19 protein-coding genes are annotated in these 15,344 nt (G+C 59.3%); 13 read left to right on the top strand and 6 right to left on the bottom strand.

What is annotated here, in order from left to right; genetic code table 11:
* Window positions 1-10: 10 nt before the first annotated feature.
* From ACZ5SR_RS02410 to ACZ5SR_RS02395, 4 genes are all read left to right on the top strand, one after another.
* A complete protein-coding gene (locus ACZ5SR_RS02410) occupies window positions 11-382 on the top strand; it encodes a TraR/DksA family transcriptional regulator (protein ID WP_464449989.1) in 372 nt (123 codons plus the stop codon).
* Window positions 383-401: 19 nt separating this feature from the next.
* On the top strand, window positions 402-776 hold the full coding sequence (locus ACZ5SR_RS02405) for a hypothetical protein (protein ID WP_464449988.1): 375 nt from the start codon (window positions 402-404) through the stop codon (window positions 774-776).
* An 88-nt stretch (window positions 777-864) separates the two neighbouring features.
* Entirely contained in the window at window positions 865-1,278 is a 414-nt protein-coding gene (locus tag ACZ5SR_RS02400) for a VOC family protein (protein ID WP_464449987.1), read from the top strand.
* A 5-nt stretch (window positions 1,279-1,283) separates the two neighbouring features.
* Entirely contained in the window at window positions 1,284-1,883 is a 600-nt protein-coding gene (locus tag ACZ5SR_RS02395) for a MarC family protein (RefSeq protein WP_464449986.1), read from the top strand.
* 17 nt (window positions 1,884-1,900) lie between these two features.
* Here ACZ5SR_RS02395 and mrdA read toward each other — a convergent pair whose 3' ends face one another.
* The 4 genes from mrdA to ACZ5SR_RS02375 all read right to left on the bottom strand — a co-directional run bounded on the left by mrdA (window position 1,901) and on the right by ACZ5SR_RS02375 (window position 6,461).
* Window positions 1,901-3,883 carry a penicillin-binding protein 2 gene (gene mrdA / locus ACZ5SR_RS02390; protein WP_464449985.1) on the bottom strand — a complete coding sequence of 661 codons (1,983 nt, stop codon included), beginning with the start codon at window positions 3,881-3,883 and terminating at the stop codon, window positions 1,901-1,903.
* A 2-nt stretch (window positions 3,884-3,885) separates the two neighbouring features.
* Window positions 3,886-4,407 carry a rod shape-determining protein MreD gene (mreD, locus tag ACZ5SR_RS02385; protein ID WP_464449984.1) on the bottom strand — a complete coding sequence of 174 codons (522 nt, stop codon included), beginning with the start codon at window positions 4,405-4,407 and terminating at the stop codon, window positions 3,886-3,888.
* Complete coding sequence (gene mreC / locus ACZ5SR_RS02380) at window positions 4,404-5,345, bottom strand: rod shape-determining protein MreC (RefSeq protein ID WP_464449983.1); 942 nt, start codon at window positions 5,343-5,345, stop codon at window positions 4,404-4,406. Before mreC ends, mreD begins: the two co-directional genes overlap by 4 nt.
* A 72-nt stretch (window positions 5,346-5,417) precedes the next feature.
* A complete protein-coding gene (locus ACZ5SR_RS02375; protein ID WP_416559679.1) occupies window positions 5,418-6,461 on the bottom strand; it encodes a rod shape-determining protein in 1,044 nt (347 codons plus the stop codon).
* Window positions 6,462-6,670: 209 nt separating this feature from the next.
* Here ACZ5SR_RS02375 and gatC point away from each other — a divergent pair, with 209 nt between their 5' ends.
* From gatC to ACZ5SR_RS02355, 4 genes are all read left to right on the top strand, one after another.
* Complete coding sequence (gene gatC, locus ACZ5SR_RS02370; RefSeq protein ID WP_464449982.1) at window positions 6,671-6,970, top strand: Asp-tRNA(Asn)/Glu-tRNA(Gln) amidotransferase subunit GatC; 300 nt, start codon at window positions 6,671-6,673, stop codon at window positions 6,968-6,970.
* An 8-nt stretch (window positions 6,971-6,978) separates the two neighbouring features.
* Window positions 6,979-8,457, top strand: coding sequence for an Asp-tRNA(Asn)/Glu-tRNA(Gln) amidotransferase subunit GatA (gene gatA, locus ACZ5SR_RS02365; RefSeq protein WP_464449981.1), 1,479 nt, complete (start codon window positions 6,979-6,981; stop codon window positions 8,455-8,457).
* A gap of 111 nt (window positions 8,458-8,568) precedes the next feature.
* Window positions 8,569-10,020 carry an Asp-tRNA(Asn)/Glu-tRNA(Gln) amidotransferase subunit GatB gene (gatB, locus tag ACZ5SR_RS02360; protein WP_464449980.1) on the top strand — a complete coding sequence of 484 codons (1,452 nt, stop codon included), beginning with the start codon at window positions 8,569-8,571 and terminating at the stop codon, window positions 10,018-10,020.
* Window positions 10,021-10,154: 134 nt separating this feature from the next.
* On the top strand, window positions 10,155-10,730 hold the full coding sequence (locus ACZ5SR_RS02355) for an HNH endonuclease (protein ID WP_464449979.1): 576 nt from the start codon (window positions 10,155-10,157) through the stop codon (window positions 10,728-10,730).
* Window positions 10,731-10,738: 8 nt separating this feature from the next.
* Here the strand turns inward: ACZ5SR_RS02355 and ACZ5SR_RS02350 are convergent, their stop codons facing one another.
* Window positions 10,739-10,969, bottom strand: coding sequence for a hypothetical protein (locus ACZ5SR_RS02350; protein WP_464451136.1), 231 nt, complete (start codon window positions 10,967-10,969; stop codon window positions 10,739-10,741).
* Between the two features lie 143 nt (window positions 10,970-11,112).
* On the opposite strand from ACZ5SR_RS02350, the gene ACZ5SR_RS02345 reads away from it, so the two are divergent.
* Together ACZ5SR_RS02345 and ACZ5SR_RS02340 are read left to right on the top strand one after the other, a co-directional pair.
* Window positions 11,113-11,373 (top strand): type II toxin-antitoxin system prevent-host-death family antitoxin, encoded by a 261-nt coding sequence (locus ACZ5SR_RS02345; protein WP_464449978.1) that lies wholly within the window; start codon window positions 11,113-11,115, stop codon window positions 11,371-11,373.
* 9 nt (window positions 11,374-11,382) lie between these two features.
* Window positions 11,383-11,796 (top strand): PIN domain-containing protein, encoded by a 414-nt coding sequence (locus ACZ5SR_RS02340; RefSeq protein ID WP_464449977.1) that lies wholly within the window; start codon window positions 11,383-11,385, stop codon window positions 11,794-11,796.
* Here ACZ5SR_RS02340 and ACZ5SR_RS02335 read toward each other — a convergent pair.
* Window positions 11,789-12,799 (bottom strand): fumarylacetoacetate hydrolase family protein, encoded by a 1,011-nt coding sequence (locus ACZ5SR_RS02335; RefSeq protein WP_464449976.1) that lies wholly within the window; start codon window positions 12,797-12,799, stop codon window positions 11,789-11,791. The two genes, ACZ5SR_RS02340 and ACZ5SR_RS02335, sit on opposite strands and share 8 nt — an antisense overlap.
* A 103-nt stretch (window positions 12,800-12,902) precedes the next feature.
* Between ACZ5SR_RS02335 and ACZ5SR_RS02330 the strand changes: the two genes are divergently transcribed.
* The 3 genes from ACZ5SR_RS02330 to ACZ5SR_RS02320 are packed head-to-tail and all read left to right on the top strand — an operon-like array spanning window position 12,903 to window position 15,302.
* Window positions 12,903-13,733 (top strand): IclR family transcriptional regulator, encoded by an 831-nt coding sequence (locus tag ACZ5SR_RS02330; RefSeq protein WP_464449975.1) that lies wholly within the window; start codon window positions 12,903-12,905, stop codon window positions 13,731-13,733.
* Between the two features lie 13 nt (window positions 13,734-13,746).
* Window positions 13,747-14,967 carry a DUF3108 domain-containing protein gene (locus ACZ5SR_RS02325; RefSeq protein ID WP_464449974.1) on the top strand — a complete coding sequence of 407 codons (1,221 nt, stop codon included), beginning with the start codon at window positions 13,747-13,749 and terminating at the stop codon, window positions 14,965-14,967.
* Between the two features lie 53 nt (window positions 14,968-15,020).
* Window positions 15,021-15,302: a BTH_I0359 family protein gene (locus tag ACZ5SR_RS02320; protein WP_416559685.1), complete on the top strand. Its 282-nt coding sequence runs from the start codon at window positions 15,021-15,023 to the stop codon at window positions 15,300-15,302.
* Window positions 15,303-15,344 lie beyond the last annotated feature (42 nt).

Genomic DNA, 15,344 nt, shown 5'->3' with positions numbered 1-15,344 from the left:
GGATGAAGCCATGACTTCATCCCACACCCCATCCCTCTCCGCCCACCGCGAGCGCCTTTTGCATGAGCGCACGCAACTGCTGCAACGCATCGCCCAAGAGCGTGGTGGTTTGGTTTCACGCGCCGATATGGCCGCTGAACATGATGTGCGCAGCTTGGATGACCAAGCCCAAGCCATTTCCGAGCGCGACGAAGAGTTCGCCATGAACGAACACGAAACGGCCGAGCTGGGAGACATCGAAGCAGCACTGGAACGCATGGATGCGAGCACCTATGGCCATTGCACCGCCTGTGGCGTGAGCATCCCGCCTGCACGCCTGAACGTTTACCCAACCGCCAAACGCTGCATCGATTGCCAGACTGTGGTCGAGCAGCGCCGTTGATTTTTAACCAAGGATGTTAATGAGTACTTTTCATGCTGTGGTCTGGATGGACCACCAAGAAGCCCATGTGGTCATGTTTGACCGTGAGCACGTTGAAGCGCAGCGCATCAAATCGCGCAGCCACCACAAACACCAAGGCAAAGCCGGAGACACTGCGGCCTTTTTTGCGGAGGTGGCCAAAGCGCTGGCGGGCGCACGCGAAGTGCTGTTGACGGGCCCAAGCTTGGCACGCAACGAATTCCGAGATTGGTGCACCACCCACCAAAAAAGCATTGCAGCGGTTGTTGTCGACAGCATCGCCAGCGATCACCCCTCGGATGCGCAACTGGTGGCCATGGCCAAACAGTATTTCAAGAAATTTGACGCGATGGCAGCAGACCCCTCGCATACCTGAGCGCTTGCGGCAGCCCTGCTCAGGCGGGTGGGTGCATTCGGGTTGTTCCGGCTGCCCCAGCGCCTAACTGGCTGATATGCTTTCGGGCATGCACAGCCTTTTTCATTTTGCTTTTCATGTCACCGACCTCGACGAGGCCCGCCGTTTTTATGGCGGCCTCCTCGGCTGCCAAGAGGGTCGCTCCACCGACACCTGGGTGGACTTTGACTTTTTCACACACCAGATTTCCCTTCACTTGGGCGAGCCTTTCAAAACGACCCTCACGGGCCGTGTCGGCGACCACATGGTACCCATGCCGCACTTCGGCCTGGTTTTGCAAAAGGACGATTGGCAAGCCCTGGCAGACCGATTGCAAGCGGCCAATTTCAACTTCGTGGTCGAACCTCACTTGCGCTTTGCCGGTCAGCCCGGCGAGCAATGGACCATGTTCTTCATGGACCCATTCGGCAACCCGATTGAAGTCAAAGGCTTTGCCGACCTGAGCACGGTTTACGCGAGCTGATGGGCATGGAGCACACCTTTGCTTCGGCCACCATCTTGCTGCTGCTGATCACCGACCCGCTGGGCAACATCCCGATTTTTGTCAACACCTTGCGAGCAGTTCCGCCCGAGCGGCGTGCCCGCGTCATCGTGCGTGAAGTGTTGATTGCTTTCGGTCTGCTGCTGGCTTTTATGTTCGTGGGGCAATCGTTCCTGAAAGCCTTGAGCTTGTCGGACGTTTCCCTGCAAATCGGCGGCGCGGTGGTGCTGTTTTTGATTGCTTTGCGGATGATCTTTCCGCCCCCACCCCAAGACACCCCCGTGCCTGTGGCTGAGCCCTTGATCGTGCCCTTGGCCATTCCTGCCTTGGCAGGCCCTTCGGCCATGGCGACGGTGTTGCTGTTGGTCAGCCAAGCGCCCGAGAGGCGCTTGGAGTGGGTCGCTGCGCTCACGGTGACCATGCTGGTGTGCGCCGTGGTGTTGCTGCTGGCTGAACGCCTGCAACGCGTGGTGGGTTTGCGCGTGGTCTCTGCCTTTGAACGTTTGATGGGCCTGATTCTGGTGTCCATCTCCGTCGAGATGCTGATCCGGGGCTTGAAGTCGCTGGCGCAAAGCTGGCCACACTGAAGCCCAGCTGTCTGAAATCAATTGAATGAATTGAGCCTTCGGCTGTCCAAGGGCACCTCTTGCTTGGTGCGCGGTTTGCCTATTGGTGCAGCTGTCTGGCCTTTTTGGGTGGCCGCCATGTCTTCTTCGCTGGGGTATTGTCCGAGCAGCCAATAGTCAAACACACGCCGAGCAATGGGAGCGGCCGAAGCCGCACCGAAACCGGCGTTCTCCACCACCACCGCGACCGCAATTTGCGGCTTGTCGGCAGGGGCATAGGCCATGTACAAGGCATGGTCACGCTGGTATTCGGACAAATTGGCGGCGTTGTACTTTTCCTTTTGGCCGATGGTCACGGCTTGCGCTGTACCTGTCTTGCCTGCGCTGGTGTATCCAGCCCCGGCAAACACGCGCGCCGAGGTGCCTGACGTCACCACGCCCACCAAGCCATTGCGAATCACTTCCATGTGCTCGGGTTTGTAGCCCAGGTCCACAGGCTCTGTCGCATTGACTTGGATTTGCGCGTGGGTCAAGGCATCTTGAATGGCCGTGACGACGCGGGGCTTGAACTGCACACCTGCATTGGCCAGTGTGGCAGTGGCAGAGGCCAACTGAAGCATGGTGAAGGTGTTGTAACCCTGCCCAATGCCCAATGAAATGGTTTCTCCGCCGTACCATTTTTTTTGCTCGGGTTTTTTGTAATAACTTCGCTTCCAGTCAGTGCTGGGCAGGATGCCGCGCACTTCCCCCGGCAAATCAATGCCAGTGATCTGACCAAAGCCCAGCGGTTTCATGAAGTCATGGATCGCATCGACACCCATCTCATTGGCGAGAGAGTAGTAGTACACGTTGCTGGACAAGACGATGGAGCGCACCATGTCCACAGGTCCCAGGCCGCTATCGCCATGGCTGCGGAAAGTGTGCCCGCCATAGGTCCATGAACCCGCATCGTTGATGATGGTGTTGGCGCTGCGCTTGCCTGTGGCCAATGCGGCCATGGCCATGAAGGGCTTGTAGGTCGAACCCGGCGGATAGGTGCCACGCAAAGCCCGGTTGAGCAAAGGTTTGTCGATCGACTCGTTGAGCTTTTGCCAGTTTTCGACGTCAATGCCATCGACAAACAAATTGGGGTCGAAGGTGGGCTTGCTGACAAAAGCCAGCACCTCACCCGAGTTGGGATCCAGCGCGACCAATGCACCGCGCCGATCACCAAACAAGTCCTCCACCATTTTTTGTAACTGAATGTCGATCGACAACACCACGTTTTGCCCCGGCGTGGCCAGGCGACTCGACAGGCTGCGGGTGGCGCGGCCTCCGGCCGAAGTCTCCACCTGGTTCACCCCGGTGATGCCATGCAACTCACGCTCGTAGCGCTGCTCCACACCCAGCTTGCCGATGTACTCGGTGCCCCGGTAATTGCCGGCGTCGTCCTCTTCTTCAATGCGTTCTTTTTCTTTGGCGTTGATGCGACCGATGTAGCCCACCACGTGGCTGGCCAATTCGCCGTAAGGGTATTGCCGAAAAAGGCGGGCCTTGATGTCCACGCCCGGAAAGCGATAGCTCTGAGCGCTGAAACGCGCCACCTCTTCATCACTCAATCGGGTTCGAATGGGCAGCGAGTCAAAGCTGCGCGAGTCCTCGCGCAAGCGTTTGAACCTGCGCCGGTCCTTGCCCTGAATCTCGACCACCTCCGACAAAGCATCGATGGTGGCTTCCAGGTTGGCCACACGCGAAGGCGTGATTTCCAAGGTGTAGGCCGAGTAATTGCTGGCCAGCACGACGCCGTTGCGGTCCAGGATGGTGCCGCGTGGCGGCACCGTCGGGATAACGGCTGTGCGGTTGCTTTCGGCCTGCTCGTGCAAATCCTCGTGCCGCACGATCTGCAAATAAGACAGCCGCGCAACCAACAACAAAAAGCACACCAGCACCACCAGCTGCATGACGGTCACCCGAGCGCGGAACCGTTGCAGTTCGGCCTGGCTGTCACGCAACTCGGCAAGGGAGGGCAGCCTGAGTGACATGGTCAAAGGGGACGGATGTTGTCAGGGTCAAACGCGCGCCGCTGTGGCGCGAGCAACAACGCACCCACCAAGGGCCAAAGGGCAGCCTGAACGAATGGCATCAGCAACTGGGTCCAGTGCGGCCAGACATCGTGAACGATCAGGCGAGTGCCCCATTCGAGCAAGGACGCCGCCAAAAACAAGGGCACGATCTGCAGGGTTTGCTCACGCAACGGAAACCACAACAGCCGACGCTGAACCGCCAGCGCCAAACTGCTGAGCACGACGTAAGACAAGGCGTTTTGCCCCAGCAAGGCCGACTCGTGCACGTCCAGAGCCAAACCCAGCACAAACGCCAACACCACACCCACACGTCGTGGCTGATAGACGTTCCAAAACACCACCACGATGGCCAGCACATCGGGCAGCCAGCGCCAGCCGACCAAGCCCAGCAACATGTTCAAAAGCAAGCCCACCACCACCGTCGAAGCAATGAATCGGGGGTTGGCAGGCAAGAGCAAATGACGCCCTGCGGGCATGATCATGGTTTGTCTCCCGATGGTGCAGCAGAAGATGGTCGCCCTTTACCGCTTCGCTTGGGCTCTGGCGCGGCAGCTGGCACAGTGGGCCAGTCTTTCACCGGCATCAACACCAACAAATGACGCCCTCGCGGCTTGGCTGCTGGGGTGGCATGCACCCGGGCAAACGAAGAATCCACACGGCGGTCAATCTGGCTGACTTGTCCCACATGCAAACCCGGCGGGTAGACACCGTCGATGCCACTAGTGGTGAGCAAATCACCTTGCTTGACGTCAGTCCCCGAAGGTACGAACTTCAGCTCCAGTGCGCCACCCGGGATGGTTGGATTGCCCACGGCCACATGCCGACTGCCCGTGCGGGCGTTCATGATCGGAATGGTTTGGCCACGGTCGGTCAGCAGCGTCACTTCGCTGATCAAGGGGTACACACGCGTGACTTGCCCCACCACGCCGCCGACATCAATGACCGCAGAGCCTTGCACAATGCCCGCGACTTGTCCTCTGTCCACCACGATGCGATCGGTGTAAGGGTCTGCCGTGTCATACAGCACCTCAACGGCCTTGGACGGTCCTGCCATTTGTTCACGCAAGTCCAGCAACTCACGCAACTGGGCGTTTTCCCGACTCAACTGCTCCACTTGCTGCAGTCGCTGAGCTTGCGCAATGGTGCGTGTCTGGAATATTTGCGCAGCATCCTGTGCGGCTTCCAGATCGCCAAAGTATTGACCCACACCGCTCAGCGCGCGTCCGGGTTGAAGTGATAGCCACTGAAAAGGCGCCAACAGCACCGCAATGCCGGACCGCAGGGGTTGCGAGATCTGAAAACGGTGGTCTGAAGCCATCAACAAAATGGACAGCAAGGAGAGCAACACCAGTTTGGAGGTCGCAGACAAACCCTGCCGGAAAATCGGCGGAGCACTGCGTTCAAAGGTATCCAGAGCCATGAGTGTGTTGCGCCGGATTCAGATGGAAAAAGGCAGGATCGTTGACCGTTGGAAGACAGCCCGAAACAAGCCTTATTCGCTGGTGAAAATGCTGCCCAATTGGTCCATGCGTTCCAGCGCCATGCCGCAACCGCGGGCCACGCAGGTCAACGGGTCTTCGGCAACCAAGACAGGCAAACCTGTTTCTTCGGCCAGCAGGCGGTCCAGATCGCGCAGCAAAGCACCACCGCCGGTCAGCATCATGCCGCGTTCGGCGATGTCTGCACCCAACTCGGGCGGGGTGTGTTCGAGCGCGGTTTTGACGGCCGAGACGATCTGGTTGAGCGGATCGGTCAGGGCTTCGAGAATCTCGTTGGAGCTGATGGTGAAGCTGCGCGGCACGCCTTCAGACAGGTTGCGGCCCTTGACTTCCATCTCCTTGACTTCGCTGCCCGGGAAGGCCGAACCGATGGTCTTTTTGATGGATTCGGCGGTGGGCTCGCCGATCAACATGCCGTAGTTGCGGCGAATGTAGCTGATGATGGCTTCGTCGAATTTGTCGCCGCCCACACGCACGCTGCCTTTGTAGACCATGCCGCCCAGCGAGATCACGCCCACTTCGGTCGTGCCGCCGCCGATGTCGACCACCATGGAGCCCGAAGCTGCCGACACCGGCAAGCCGGCACCAATGGCTGCGGCCATGGGTTCTTCGATCAAATACACCTCAGATGCACCCGCGCCCAGCGCCGATTCGCGGATGGCGCGTCGCTCGACCTGGGTGGAGCCACAAGGCACGCAAATGATGATGCGCGGGCTGGGGCGGAAGGTGCTGCGGGGGTGCACCATGCGGATGAACTGCTTGAGCATTTGCTCGGTCACCGTGAAGTCGGCGATCACGCCGTCCTTCATGGGGCGAATGGCTTCGATGTTGCCAGGTACTTTGCCCAGCATCGCCTTGGCTTCGTGGCCCACGGCTTGCAAAGTCTTTTTGCCCTGGGGGCCGCCTTCGTGGCGAATCGCAACCACCGAAGGCTCGTCCAGCACGATGCCTTTGTCGCGCACAAAAATCAAGGTGTTGGCAGTGCCCAGGTCGATGGCCAGGTCACTGGAAAAATAGCGGCGGAAAGAAGAAAACATTCGGAGTCCTTTGACGCGCCATACACCAAGCTCATGGATGGCATGCTGGAGTAAGCGCGGCTGTCAAATCAGGGGGTCGTCAGGGCGTGTTCGGAGACTGCGCAATGAACGGCACCAAACGCAGGATAATACCCGATCCCCCGGTGAAACAGGTGCTTCCAAGCTCTGTTTGGGCCGGAAAATACGTCCTTTACAACTCTTTTTAAACCATGTCCCTGACCCCGCAGGATATTGCCCGGATTGCCAACCTCGCTAGGCTGGAGCTTAAGCCCGACGAAAGCGAGCGCATGCTCACTCAAATCAACGGCTTTTTCAGCATCGTCGAAGCCATGCAGGCCGTGGACACCACCGGCATCGAGCCGATGGCCCACCCCGTGGCCGCCATCCAGGACATCACGCTGCGCCTGCGCCCCGACGTGGCCAGCGAACCCAACCAACGCGACCTGAACCAAAAGAGCGCCCCCGCCGTCGAGCGCGGACTGTTTTTGGTGCCCAAGGTGATCGAGTGAGCCGCACGATGAAGACTCTGCATGACATGACCGTGGCCGAACTGGCCCAGGCCCTCAAGACCAAACAGGTGAGCGCCGTGGAAGTGGCCACCGGCTTTTTGGCCCGTTTGGGTGGCAATCCGCACAACGCATTCCTCGACATCAACAGCGAAGTCACGCTGGCCCAAGCGCAAGCGAGCGACGCCCGTCTGGCCGCTGGCACAGCTGGCCTGCTCGAAGGCGTGCCCGTGGGCCACAAAGACGTCTTTGTGACCCGCGACTTCGCCACGACCGCTGGCTCCAAAATTCTGACCGATTACCGCTCACCGTTTGACGCCACGCTGGTGCAAAAACTCGGCGCATCTGCTTTTGGCGGCGCGGGCATGGTGACCGTGGGCAAACTCAACTGCGATGAGTTCGCCATGGGCTCGGCCAACGAAAACTCGGCCTTTGGCAAAGTGACCAACCCATGGGACACGGCCCGCGTGCCCGGCGGCTCGTCGGGCGGCAGTGCCGCCGCGGTGGCGGCCCGCTTGGTGCCCGCAGCCACCGGCACCGACACCGGTGGCTCGATCCGCCAACCCGCCAGCTTTTGCGGCATCACCGGCATCAAGCCGACCTATGGGCGCGCCAGCCGCTACGGCATGATCGCCTACGCTTCTAGCCTCGACCAAGGCGGCCCCATGGCCCGCACGGCCGAAGACTGCGCGCTGCTGCTCAGCGCCATGTGCGGCCCCGACATGGACCGCGATTCCACCTCGCTGGACGTGCCTGCCGAAGACTTCACCGCATCGCTGAACCAATCGCTGGAAGGCCTGCGCATTGGCATTCCCAAAGAGTTCTTTGGTGAAGGCCTGCACGCCGATGTGCGCGCTGCGGTGGACGGCGCTTTGCGCGAGTATGAAAAACTGGGCGCCAAGCTGGTGCCCATCAGCTTGCCACGCACCGAGTTGTCCATTCCGGTGTACTACATCATTGCCCCGGCTGAAGCCAGCTCCAACCTGAGCCGCTTTGACGGCGTGAAGTTCGGCCACCGCGCCAAGGACTACACCGATCTGGTGGACATGTACAAAAAGACCCGCGCCGAAGGCTTTGGCAACGAGGTCAAGCGCCGCATCATGACCGGCGCTTATGTGCTGTCTCACGGCTACTACGACGCCTACTACCTGCAAGCCCAAAAAATCCGCCGCATGATCGCCGACGACTTCCAAAACGCGTTCAAAGAATGCGACGTGATCGCTGGCCCCGTGGCCCCATCGGTGGCCTGGAAGTTTGGCGAGAACGCCAACGACCCGGTGGCCGACTATTTGGCCGACATCTTCACGCTGCCCGCATCTCTGGCCGGTTTGCCCGGCATGAGCGTGCCTGCCGGCTTTGGCGCGGGCAACATGCCCGTGGGCTTGCAGCTGATTGGCAACTACTTCAAGGAAGCCCAGTTGCTGAACGCCGCACACCGCCTGCAACAAGCGACCGATTTCCACCTTCGCAAGCCAGGCACATTGGCATGAGCCTGTCCATCGTCATCGCGAGCGAAGCGTGGCGATCCATGGACTGCCGCGTCGCATGCGCTCCTCGCAGTGACGGCCAAAGCCACTTGTGATTCACCGGATAAACACACCATGAGCAAACTCGTCCAAGGCTACGAAGTCGTCATCGGCTTCGAAACACACGCCCAACTCTCCACAAAGAGCAAGATTTTCAGCCGCGCCTCGGTGGCGTTTGGTGCCGAGCCCAACACGCAAGCCTGCGCGGTGGACATGGCCCTGCCCGGCACGCTGCCCGTGATGAACATCGGTGCCGTCGAGCGCGCCATCGAGTTCGGTCTGGCCATCAACGCGCACATCGCCGAGCGCAGCATCTTTGCGCGCAAAAACTACTTCTACCCCGACCTGCCCAAGGGCTACCAGATCAGCCAGTTTGAGATCCCGGTGGTGCAAGGCGGTGAGGTGTCTTTCTTCTTGGAAGTGGGCAAAGAGACCGTGCGCAAAACCGTGCGCTTGGAACGCGCCCACCTCGAAGAAGACGCGGGCAAATCGCTGCACGAAGACTTCATTGGTCAAAGCGGCATTGACCTGAACCGCGCTGGCACCCCTTTGCTGGAAATCGTGACCCAGCCCGACATGCGCAGCAGCGAAGAGGCTGTGGCCTATGCCAAAGAGCTGCACAAGATCGTGACCTGGATCGGCATTTGCGACGGCAACATGCAAGAAGGCTCGTTCCGTTGCGACGCCAACGTGTCGGTGCGCAAACCCGGCCAACCCTTGGGCACACGCCGCGAGATCAAGAACCTGAACAGCTTCAAGTTCATGCAGCAGGCGATTGACTACGAAGTGCGCTGGCAGATCGACCAGATCGAAGATGGCATCGCCATCCAGCAAGCCACGGTGTTGTTCGACCCCGACACGGGCGAGACCCGCGCCATGCGCACCAAGGAAGACGCCGCCGACTACCGCTACTTCCCCGACCCCGACCTGCCGCCGTTGGTGATCGGCCGCGACTGGGTCGAGCGCGTCAAAGGCGAAATGGCAGAACTGCCCCGCGTGATGGCCGAGCGCTTTGTCAAAGATTACGCCCTGCCCGAATACGACGCCACGCAGCTGACGCAAAGCAAGGCGGTCGCCGCCTACTTTGAAGCCACGGCCAAAGCCTGCGGCCAAGCCAAACTGGCCAGCAACTGGATCATGGGCGAAGTCTCACGCCGCTTGAACGCCGGCGAGTTGAGCATCGAGCAATCGCCTGTGAGCGCTGCCCAACTGGCCGCCCTGATCGGCCGCATCAGCGACAACACCATCAGCAACAACGCCGCGCGTCAGGTGTTTGAAGGTCTTTGGAACAAAGAGGGCGAAGTCGACGCCATCATCGAAGCCAAAGGCCTCAAACAGATGAACGACACCGGCGAGCTGGAAAAGATCATCGACGACGTCTTGGCCGCCAACCCCAAAAACGTGGAAGAGTTCAAGGCCGGCAACGCCAAGGCCCTGAACGGTTTGGTCGGCCCGATCATGAAAGCCAGCAAGGGCAAGGCCAATCCGGGGCAGGTCAACGCTTTGTTGATGAAGAAGTTGGGTTGATTTCCACAAAATCACTGACTAACGCGTAGCTTGGAGTCAACTTAATGGGCGAGCGGACTTGTCGTAAATGTGGAGTGACGAAGCCCTTTACGAGAGAGTTTTTTAGCCCGCGTCGTTGGACTTGCAATGCATGCATGCGTGCTAATGCCAATAAGTGGGATCAAGAAAATCCAGAAAAAAAGGCAGTCAGTAGATCCGCATACAAGCAACGCGCAATCAGCGCCGGCGGGGTTCATACAGAAGATGAGCTGCTTTTGCTTCGATTGATTCAAGAGCGTAATTGCTATTACTGTGAGATGAGCTTTGGTGACACTCCAGTTGAAAAAGATCATCGATTTCCCCTGATTAAAGGTGGAACCAATGATGCTTCTAATATCGTTTACGCATGCCGCACATGCAATCGTGACAAAGGTGGAAAGTCGGCGACTGAATTTTTTGCTTGGAAGCGGGCAGAAGGGTTGCATTGCCCACCTCTATTGGCGTGCTTCTTTTGCGAGTCGGACATCACCGATGCGGCAAACGTAAGTCTGCGAGTTCCAATTCAAAGAGGCGGAGCCTATTTGCCTGAAAATCTTGTGTGGGCCTGCCCTAAATGCCACACACAAAAGAACCATTTAACAGCTGCAGAATATTTGAGTTGGCGTCGGCAGAATGGTTTAAAAACGAGACCACCTGCGCGAATTGTCGTAAAGAAAATTAGGCCAAAATAATCTTTTCCTCACGAAAAATTTGGCCAGTTCAGGGCAATAAATACTGCTTCCTGCACCCCGTCCCTGTCTACACAAACACCCCAATCTCGCACAAGGCCATGAGTTCGCGGTATGCCGTGGCACAGGTTCAGGTTTTTATCGGCGCTGATGCCGTTGGCAAAACCATCTAGCCGCACGCCATTAAGTTTATTGATAGCTTCAGCTGCGGGTGTCAGTTTAGGATGTTGCTCGTTTCGCACTGAAATTTACGCTTCATCCGTGAAGCGCAAATGGCCTTTTTACGCTTCACGCCTCTGAACGACATCCAGCACAGCACGCCCGGATCATTGACAAGTCAAGCGATTGTCGTAACATACAAACATTAAATCCTAAAAGGTCACACATGAGCATTCACACGTTTTCAAGCCGCGACTTCACACGAGACGTGTCGGCCGCCAAACGCGCTGCCGTGGATGGACCTGTGTTCATCACCGACCGGGGTCGCCCCGCGTTTGCATTGCTCAAAATCGACGACTACTACCGCATGGCCGGAAAGGCAGCACCTTCTTTGCTGGAGGTGATGGACAGCATTCCGGGCGGTGAAGGCTTCGATTTCGATCCACCCAAACTGGGTATTCAGATTCAAGCAGCGAACTTGGACTGAAGGCTACCCATGTTCATACTGGACACCAACGTCATTTCCGAACTGCGCCAAGGCAAGCCCAACCCTTCCATGGCGGTACGCCAATGGGCCGCTGGGCAGCCCAGCAACCAGCTGTTTTTGTCAGCCATCACACTGCTAGAGCTGGAATTGGGTGTTCAAGCGCTGGAGCGCAAAACGCCTCCACAAGGCAGCGCTTTGCGCCATTGGCTGGGTGGCGTTCGCGCCGCTTTTGCGGGCCGCATTTTGCCGTTTGCAGAAAGCACCGCACCCGTGTGTGCGGCGCTGCACATCCCCAACCCGCGCTCAGACCGGGACGCAATGATTGCGGCTACCGCCCTTGAGCATAAATTCACGGTGGTGACGCGCAACGTGCCGGATTTTGAAGCGACAGGCGTGGCGCTTTTGAATCCTTGGATCAGCTAGCCAACAGCACAATTTCCTGCTCAATCGCCCCAAACAAACTCTCACCGTTTTGGCACTTCATCTCGATGCGGATGGTGTCTCCGAACTTCATGAACTCGGTTGAAGGCTTGCCGTCCAGGATGGTTTCAATGGCGCGTTTTTCGGCGATGCAGCTGTAACCTTTGGGCCACTCGGGTTTTCCGTTCACGTCCACGCTCTTGTTGCTCACGGTGCCGCTGCCCACGATGGAGCCGGCGCGCACATTGCGCGTCTTGCAGATGTGGGCGATCAATTGGCCGAAGTGGAAGGTCATCTCGGGGCCAGCCTCGCACATGCCCACTTTGCGTCCGTTCCAAGTCGACTGCAGCGTCAGGTGCACGCGGCCGCCTTGCCAGGCGTCGCCCAACTCGTCGGGCGTCACGGCCACGGGGCTGAAGGCGGTGGCGGGTTTGCTTTGCAAGAAGCCAAAACCTTTGCCCAGCTCGTTCGGAATCAGGTTGCGCAGGCTCACGTCGTTGGCCAGCATGATCAGGCGCACGCCTTCGATGGCGTCATCGGCGCTGGTTTGCATGGGCACGTCGCCCGTGATGACGGCGATCTCGGCTTCAAAGTCGATGCCAAACGCCTCGCTGGCGCACACCACCGGGTCGCAAGGGCCAATGAAATCGTCGCTGCCGCCCTGGTACATCAGTGGGTCGGTATAGAAACTGCTGGGCACTTCGGAGTTGCGCGCCGCACGGACCAGCTCCACATGGTTGATGTAGGCTGAGCCGTCCGCCCACTGGTAAGCGCGGGGCAAAGGGGCCATGCACTGCTCGGGGTCAAACGGGAAAGCGTGGCGGGCTTTGCCTTGGTTGAGCGTGGTGTACAGGTCTTCGAGCTGAGGGGCCAAAAAGTTCCAGTCGTCCAGGACCTGCTGCAATTTGCTGGCGATGCCGGTCGCATAATGGGCGGTGCTCAGGTCGCGCGAAACCACCACGAGTTGTCCGTCGCGTGAGCCGTCTTTGTAGGTCGCCAATTTCATGTTGAATGTGTCCGTTCTTGCCTTGATGCGCTACAGTGTGCACCACCGAGAAGTTACGCATTGTTAAACTCGTTTAACTAAACGAAACCGGATTTTAGGCGATATGGACACAGACAACGCAGCCTCCCAGCCCAAAGACAGCGACAAGGAACGCGCCGGCATTCAGTCGGTCGAAGTTGGCTTTGCGCTGCTGGATGTGTTGGCACAAGCCCCTGGTCCTTTGATGCTGCGCGACTTGGCGGCGGCGGCCCAGATGAGCGCCGCCAAAGCCCACCGGTACCTGGTCAGCTTCCAGCGCTTGGGCCTGGTGGTGCAAGACTCGGCCAACACCCGTTACGAACTGGGGCCCGCCACACTGCGCTTGGGGCTGGCCACCTTGTCGCGCATGGATGCTGTGAAAATGGCACGTGACCGTTTGCCCGCCATGATCGAAACTTCGGGCCACACCATGGCGCTGGCCGTGTGGGGAAACCGGGGGCCCACCTTGGTGCATTGGCAAGAAACGCCGCTGGCCATGCCGGTCAGCTTGCGTTTGGGTGATGTGATGCCGCTGCTGTCTTCGGCCACGGGCCGTTGCTTTGCCGCGTTCAACAGCCATGGCGGCGCGGCCGAAAAAGCGGGCCCCATGATCGAAGAAGAATTGGCGCTGGCCCGCAAAATCGGGCGCAGCGATTTGCCCAGCACGCCCGCGCAAGTACAAGCCATGTTGAAAGAAACCCGCCAACAAGGTTTGGGCCGCGTGGTCAATGTGTTGCTGCCAGGCATCTCTGGCTTGTGCGCCCCAGTGTTCGATGCCGATGGGCACCTGGTCTTGGGTGTGGTGTCGCTGGGCTCGTCAGCCACGCTCGACACCGCATGGGACGGGCCGATGGCACAAAGCCTGCGCCATTTTGCGCAGCAACTGTCGGCCGATTTGGGCTGGCGCAGCCGCTGAACAGGGGGCTCGGGTGACTGCACGCTCCAGCGCCAACGCGAGCTCAACCGGATCGGCGCTGCCATCGCGTCGCGCTCCACTGTGGCTGGTGGGTGCGGTGCTGGTCGTGCACATGGCCCTGATATTGGGCCTCACCGGCACGCTGGAGTGGCGGCTGCAAACGGCTGAACCGGTCCGCGTGGCCCCAATGCAAACCCGGTGGGTGCCGCCCACACCCGCGCCAACGGTCACGCCCCCCCCAGTCGCCGCCCCCAAGCCCCGCACTCGGGTCGCGACAGAGCCCAAAGCAGCACCAGCACAGCCCTCGACCCCAGCAGCGGCACCTGTCACGCCAGTCGATGTGGCCACAGCCAACGACAGCGCCATGGCTGTGCCCACACCTCAGCCTACACCACAAGCACCTGCAGAGCTGCCAGCTTCAGTGCCCGGGCAAGGGCTCAATGCCAGCACCCAGACAGCCAGCGCCGCGGCACCCGATGCATCCCCAGCGCCTGTATCGGCGGCTCCACCCGAAACTGCCAGCGTGTCTTTACCGCCCATACCTCTCGGCGCGCTGCCGCCCCCGGTTTTGTTGAGTTACCGCCTGACGGGCCAGGACAAGGGATTGACCTACCACGCCAGCGGTGAATTGAAGTGGCAGCACAACGAGAAGGCGTACGACTTGGGTTTGTCGGTCAAGGCATTTCTGGTGGGCACGCGCCAATGGCGCAGCCAGGGCGAAATCACCAGCGCTGGCCTGACCCCTACCCGGTTTTCGGACAGCTGGCGCAACGAGCGGGCCGCCCACTTTGACCGCGTACAAAACCGGGTGGTTTTCAGCAACAACGCACCGGTGGCCGCGCTCGAAGCGGGTGCGCAAGACCAGATCAGCCTGTATGTGCAACTGGCTGCGGCCATGGCCGGTGAACCCGAGCGCTTTCAGCCCGGCACGCGTTTGCAATTGCAGACCGCCACCATTCGGGACGCCCTGCCTTGGCTCTTGACCTTGGGCCCGCCCGAAACATTGCAATTGAACGGTCAAGCCGTTTCCACCCTCAAATGGGTGTGCCAGCCGCGCAACCGCTTTGATGCCACTGTGGAGTTTTGGGTCTCTGCAAAGCACGCATGGATGCCTGTTCGCATCCGTATCACCCAAGTCAGTGGCAGCTTCATCGATTTGTTGCTGCGCAGCCAAGAGGCACTGCCCCCGCTGCCCACCTCGGCCCCTGCCGGAGAAAAAACCACACCATCTTGAAGTTGTTCTGAAAAGCCCCACTTCTGAAGCAGAACTTGAGGGAGAATGAATGCATGAACCTGCTCTACGAATCTGAAACTTTTGCCGTGATGCATGTGTTGGCCAACGCGCCTGCAGAACCGGCCCCCGTGCCCAGCCAACCCCTGCTGGAACGCCATGGGTTTGAAATCGTGGACAAACGCTCTGGCAAAGAGGTGTATCTGGACGGCTCGTGGGCCGAAATGTTCCAACAACAAATCCAGGCTTGGCAACAACACACACCCACGCAGGAAGAAGTCGAAGACACACTCGAAGGCTACACAGGGCTGGCGCAACAGCCTGTGGTGGTGCACTGAGGGGTCTCCTCGTTTTCAGTGCAATAAGTGACGGTACGCAAA

Source organism: Limnohabitans sp. TEGF002 (assembly GCF_055395845.1).
This window is presented reverse-complemented; position numbering and strand designations above follow the sequence as displayed.

What these genes read in the sequence shown, in the direction of transcription:
- ACZ5SR_RS02410 (WP_464449989.1), top strand. Translation starts at nt 11, where the DNA reads ATGACTTCATCCCACACCCCATCCCTCTCCGCCCACCGCGAGCGCCTT.
- ACZ5SR_RS02405 (WP_464449988.1), top strand. Translation starts at nt 402, where the DNA reads ATGAGTACTTTTCATGCTGTGGTCTGGATGGACCACCAAGAAGCCCAT.
- ACZ5SR_RS02400 (WP_464449987.1), top strand. Translation starts at nt 865, where the DNA reads ATGCACAGCCTTTTTCATTTTGCTTTTCATGTCACCGACCTCGACGAG.
- ACZ5SR_RS02395 (WP_464449986.1), top strand. Translation starts at nt 1,284, where the DNA reads ATGGAGCACACCTTTGCTTCGGCCACCATCTTGCTGCTGCTGATCACC.
- mrdA (WP_464449985.1), bottom strand. Translation starts at nt 3,883, where the DNA reads ATGTCACTCAGGCTGCCCTCCCTTGCCGAGTTGCGTGACAGCCAGGCC.
- mreD (WP_464449984.1), bottom strand. Translation starts at nt 4,407, where the DNA reads ATGATCATGCCCGCAGGGCGTCATTTGCTCTTGCCTGCCAACCCCCGA.
- mreC (WP_464449983.1), bottom strand. Translation starts at nt 5,345, where the DNA reads ATGGCTCTGGATACCTTTGAACGCAGTGCTCCGCCGATTTTCCGGCAG.
- ACZ5SR_RS02375 (WP_416559679.1), bottom strand. Translation starts at nt 6,461, where the DNA reads ATGTTTTCTTCTTTCCGCCGCTATTTTTCCAGTGACCTGGCCATCGAC.
- gatC (WP_464449982.1), top strand. Translation starts at nt 6,671, where the DNA reads ATGTCCCTGACCCCGCAGGATATTGCCCGGATTGCCAACCTCGCTAGG.
- gatA (WP_464449981.1), top strand. Translation starts at nt 6,979, where the DNA reads ATGAAGACTCTGCATGACATGACCGTGGCCGAACTGGCCCAGGCCCTC.
- gatB (WP_464449980.1), top strand. Translation starts at nt 8,569, where the DNA reads ATGAGCAAACTCGTCCAAGGCTACGAAGTCGTCATCGGCTTCGAAACA.
- ACZ5SR_RS02355 (WP_464449979.1), top strand. Translation starts at nt 10,155, where the DNA reads ATGCGTGCTAATGCCAATAAGTGGGATCAAGAAAATCCAGAAAAAAAG.
- ACZ5SR_RS02345 (WP_464449978.1), top strand. Translation starts at nt 11,113, where the DNA reads ATGAGCATTCACACGTTTTCAAGCCGCGACTTCACACGAGACGTGTCG.
- ACZ5SR_RS02340 (WP_464449977.1), top strand. Translation starts at nt 11,383, where the DNA reads ATGTTCATACTGGACACCAACGTCATTTCCGAACTGCGCCAAGGCAAG.
- ACZ5SR_RS02335 (WP_464449976.1), bottom strand. Translation starts at nt 12,799, where the DNA reads ATGAAATTGGCGACCTACAAAGACGGCTCACGCGACGGACAACTCGTG.
- ACZ5SR_RS02330 (WP_464449975.1), top strand. Translation starts at nt 12,903, where the DNA reads ATGGACACAGACAACGCAGCCTCCCAGCCCAAAGACAGCGACAAGGAA.
- ACZ5SR_RS02320 (WP_416559685.1), top strand. Translation starts at nt 15,021, where the DNA reads ATGAACCTGCTCTACGAATCTGAAACTTTTGCCGTGATGCATGTGTTG.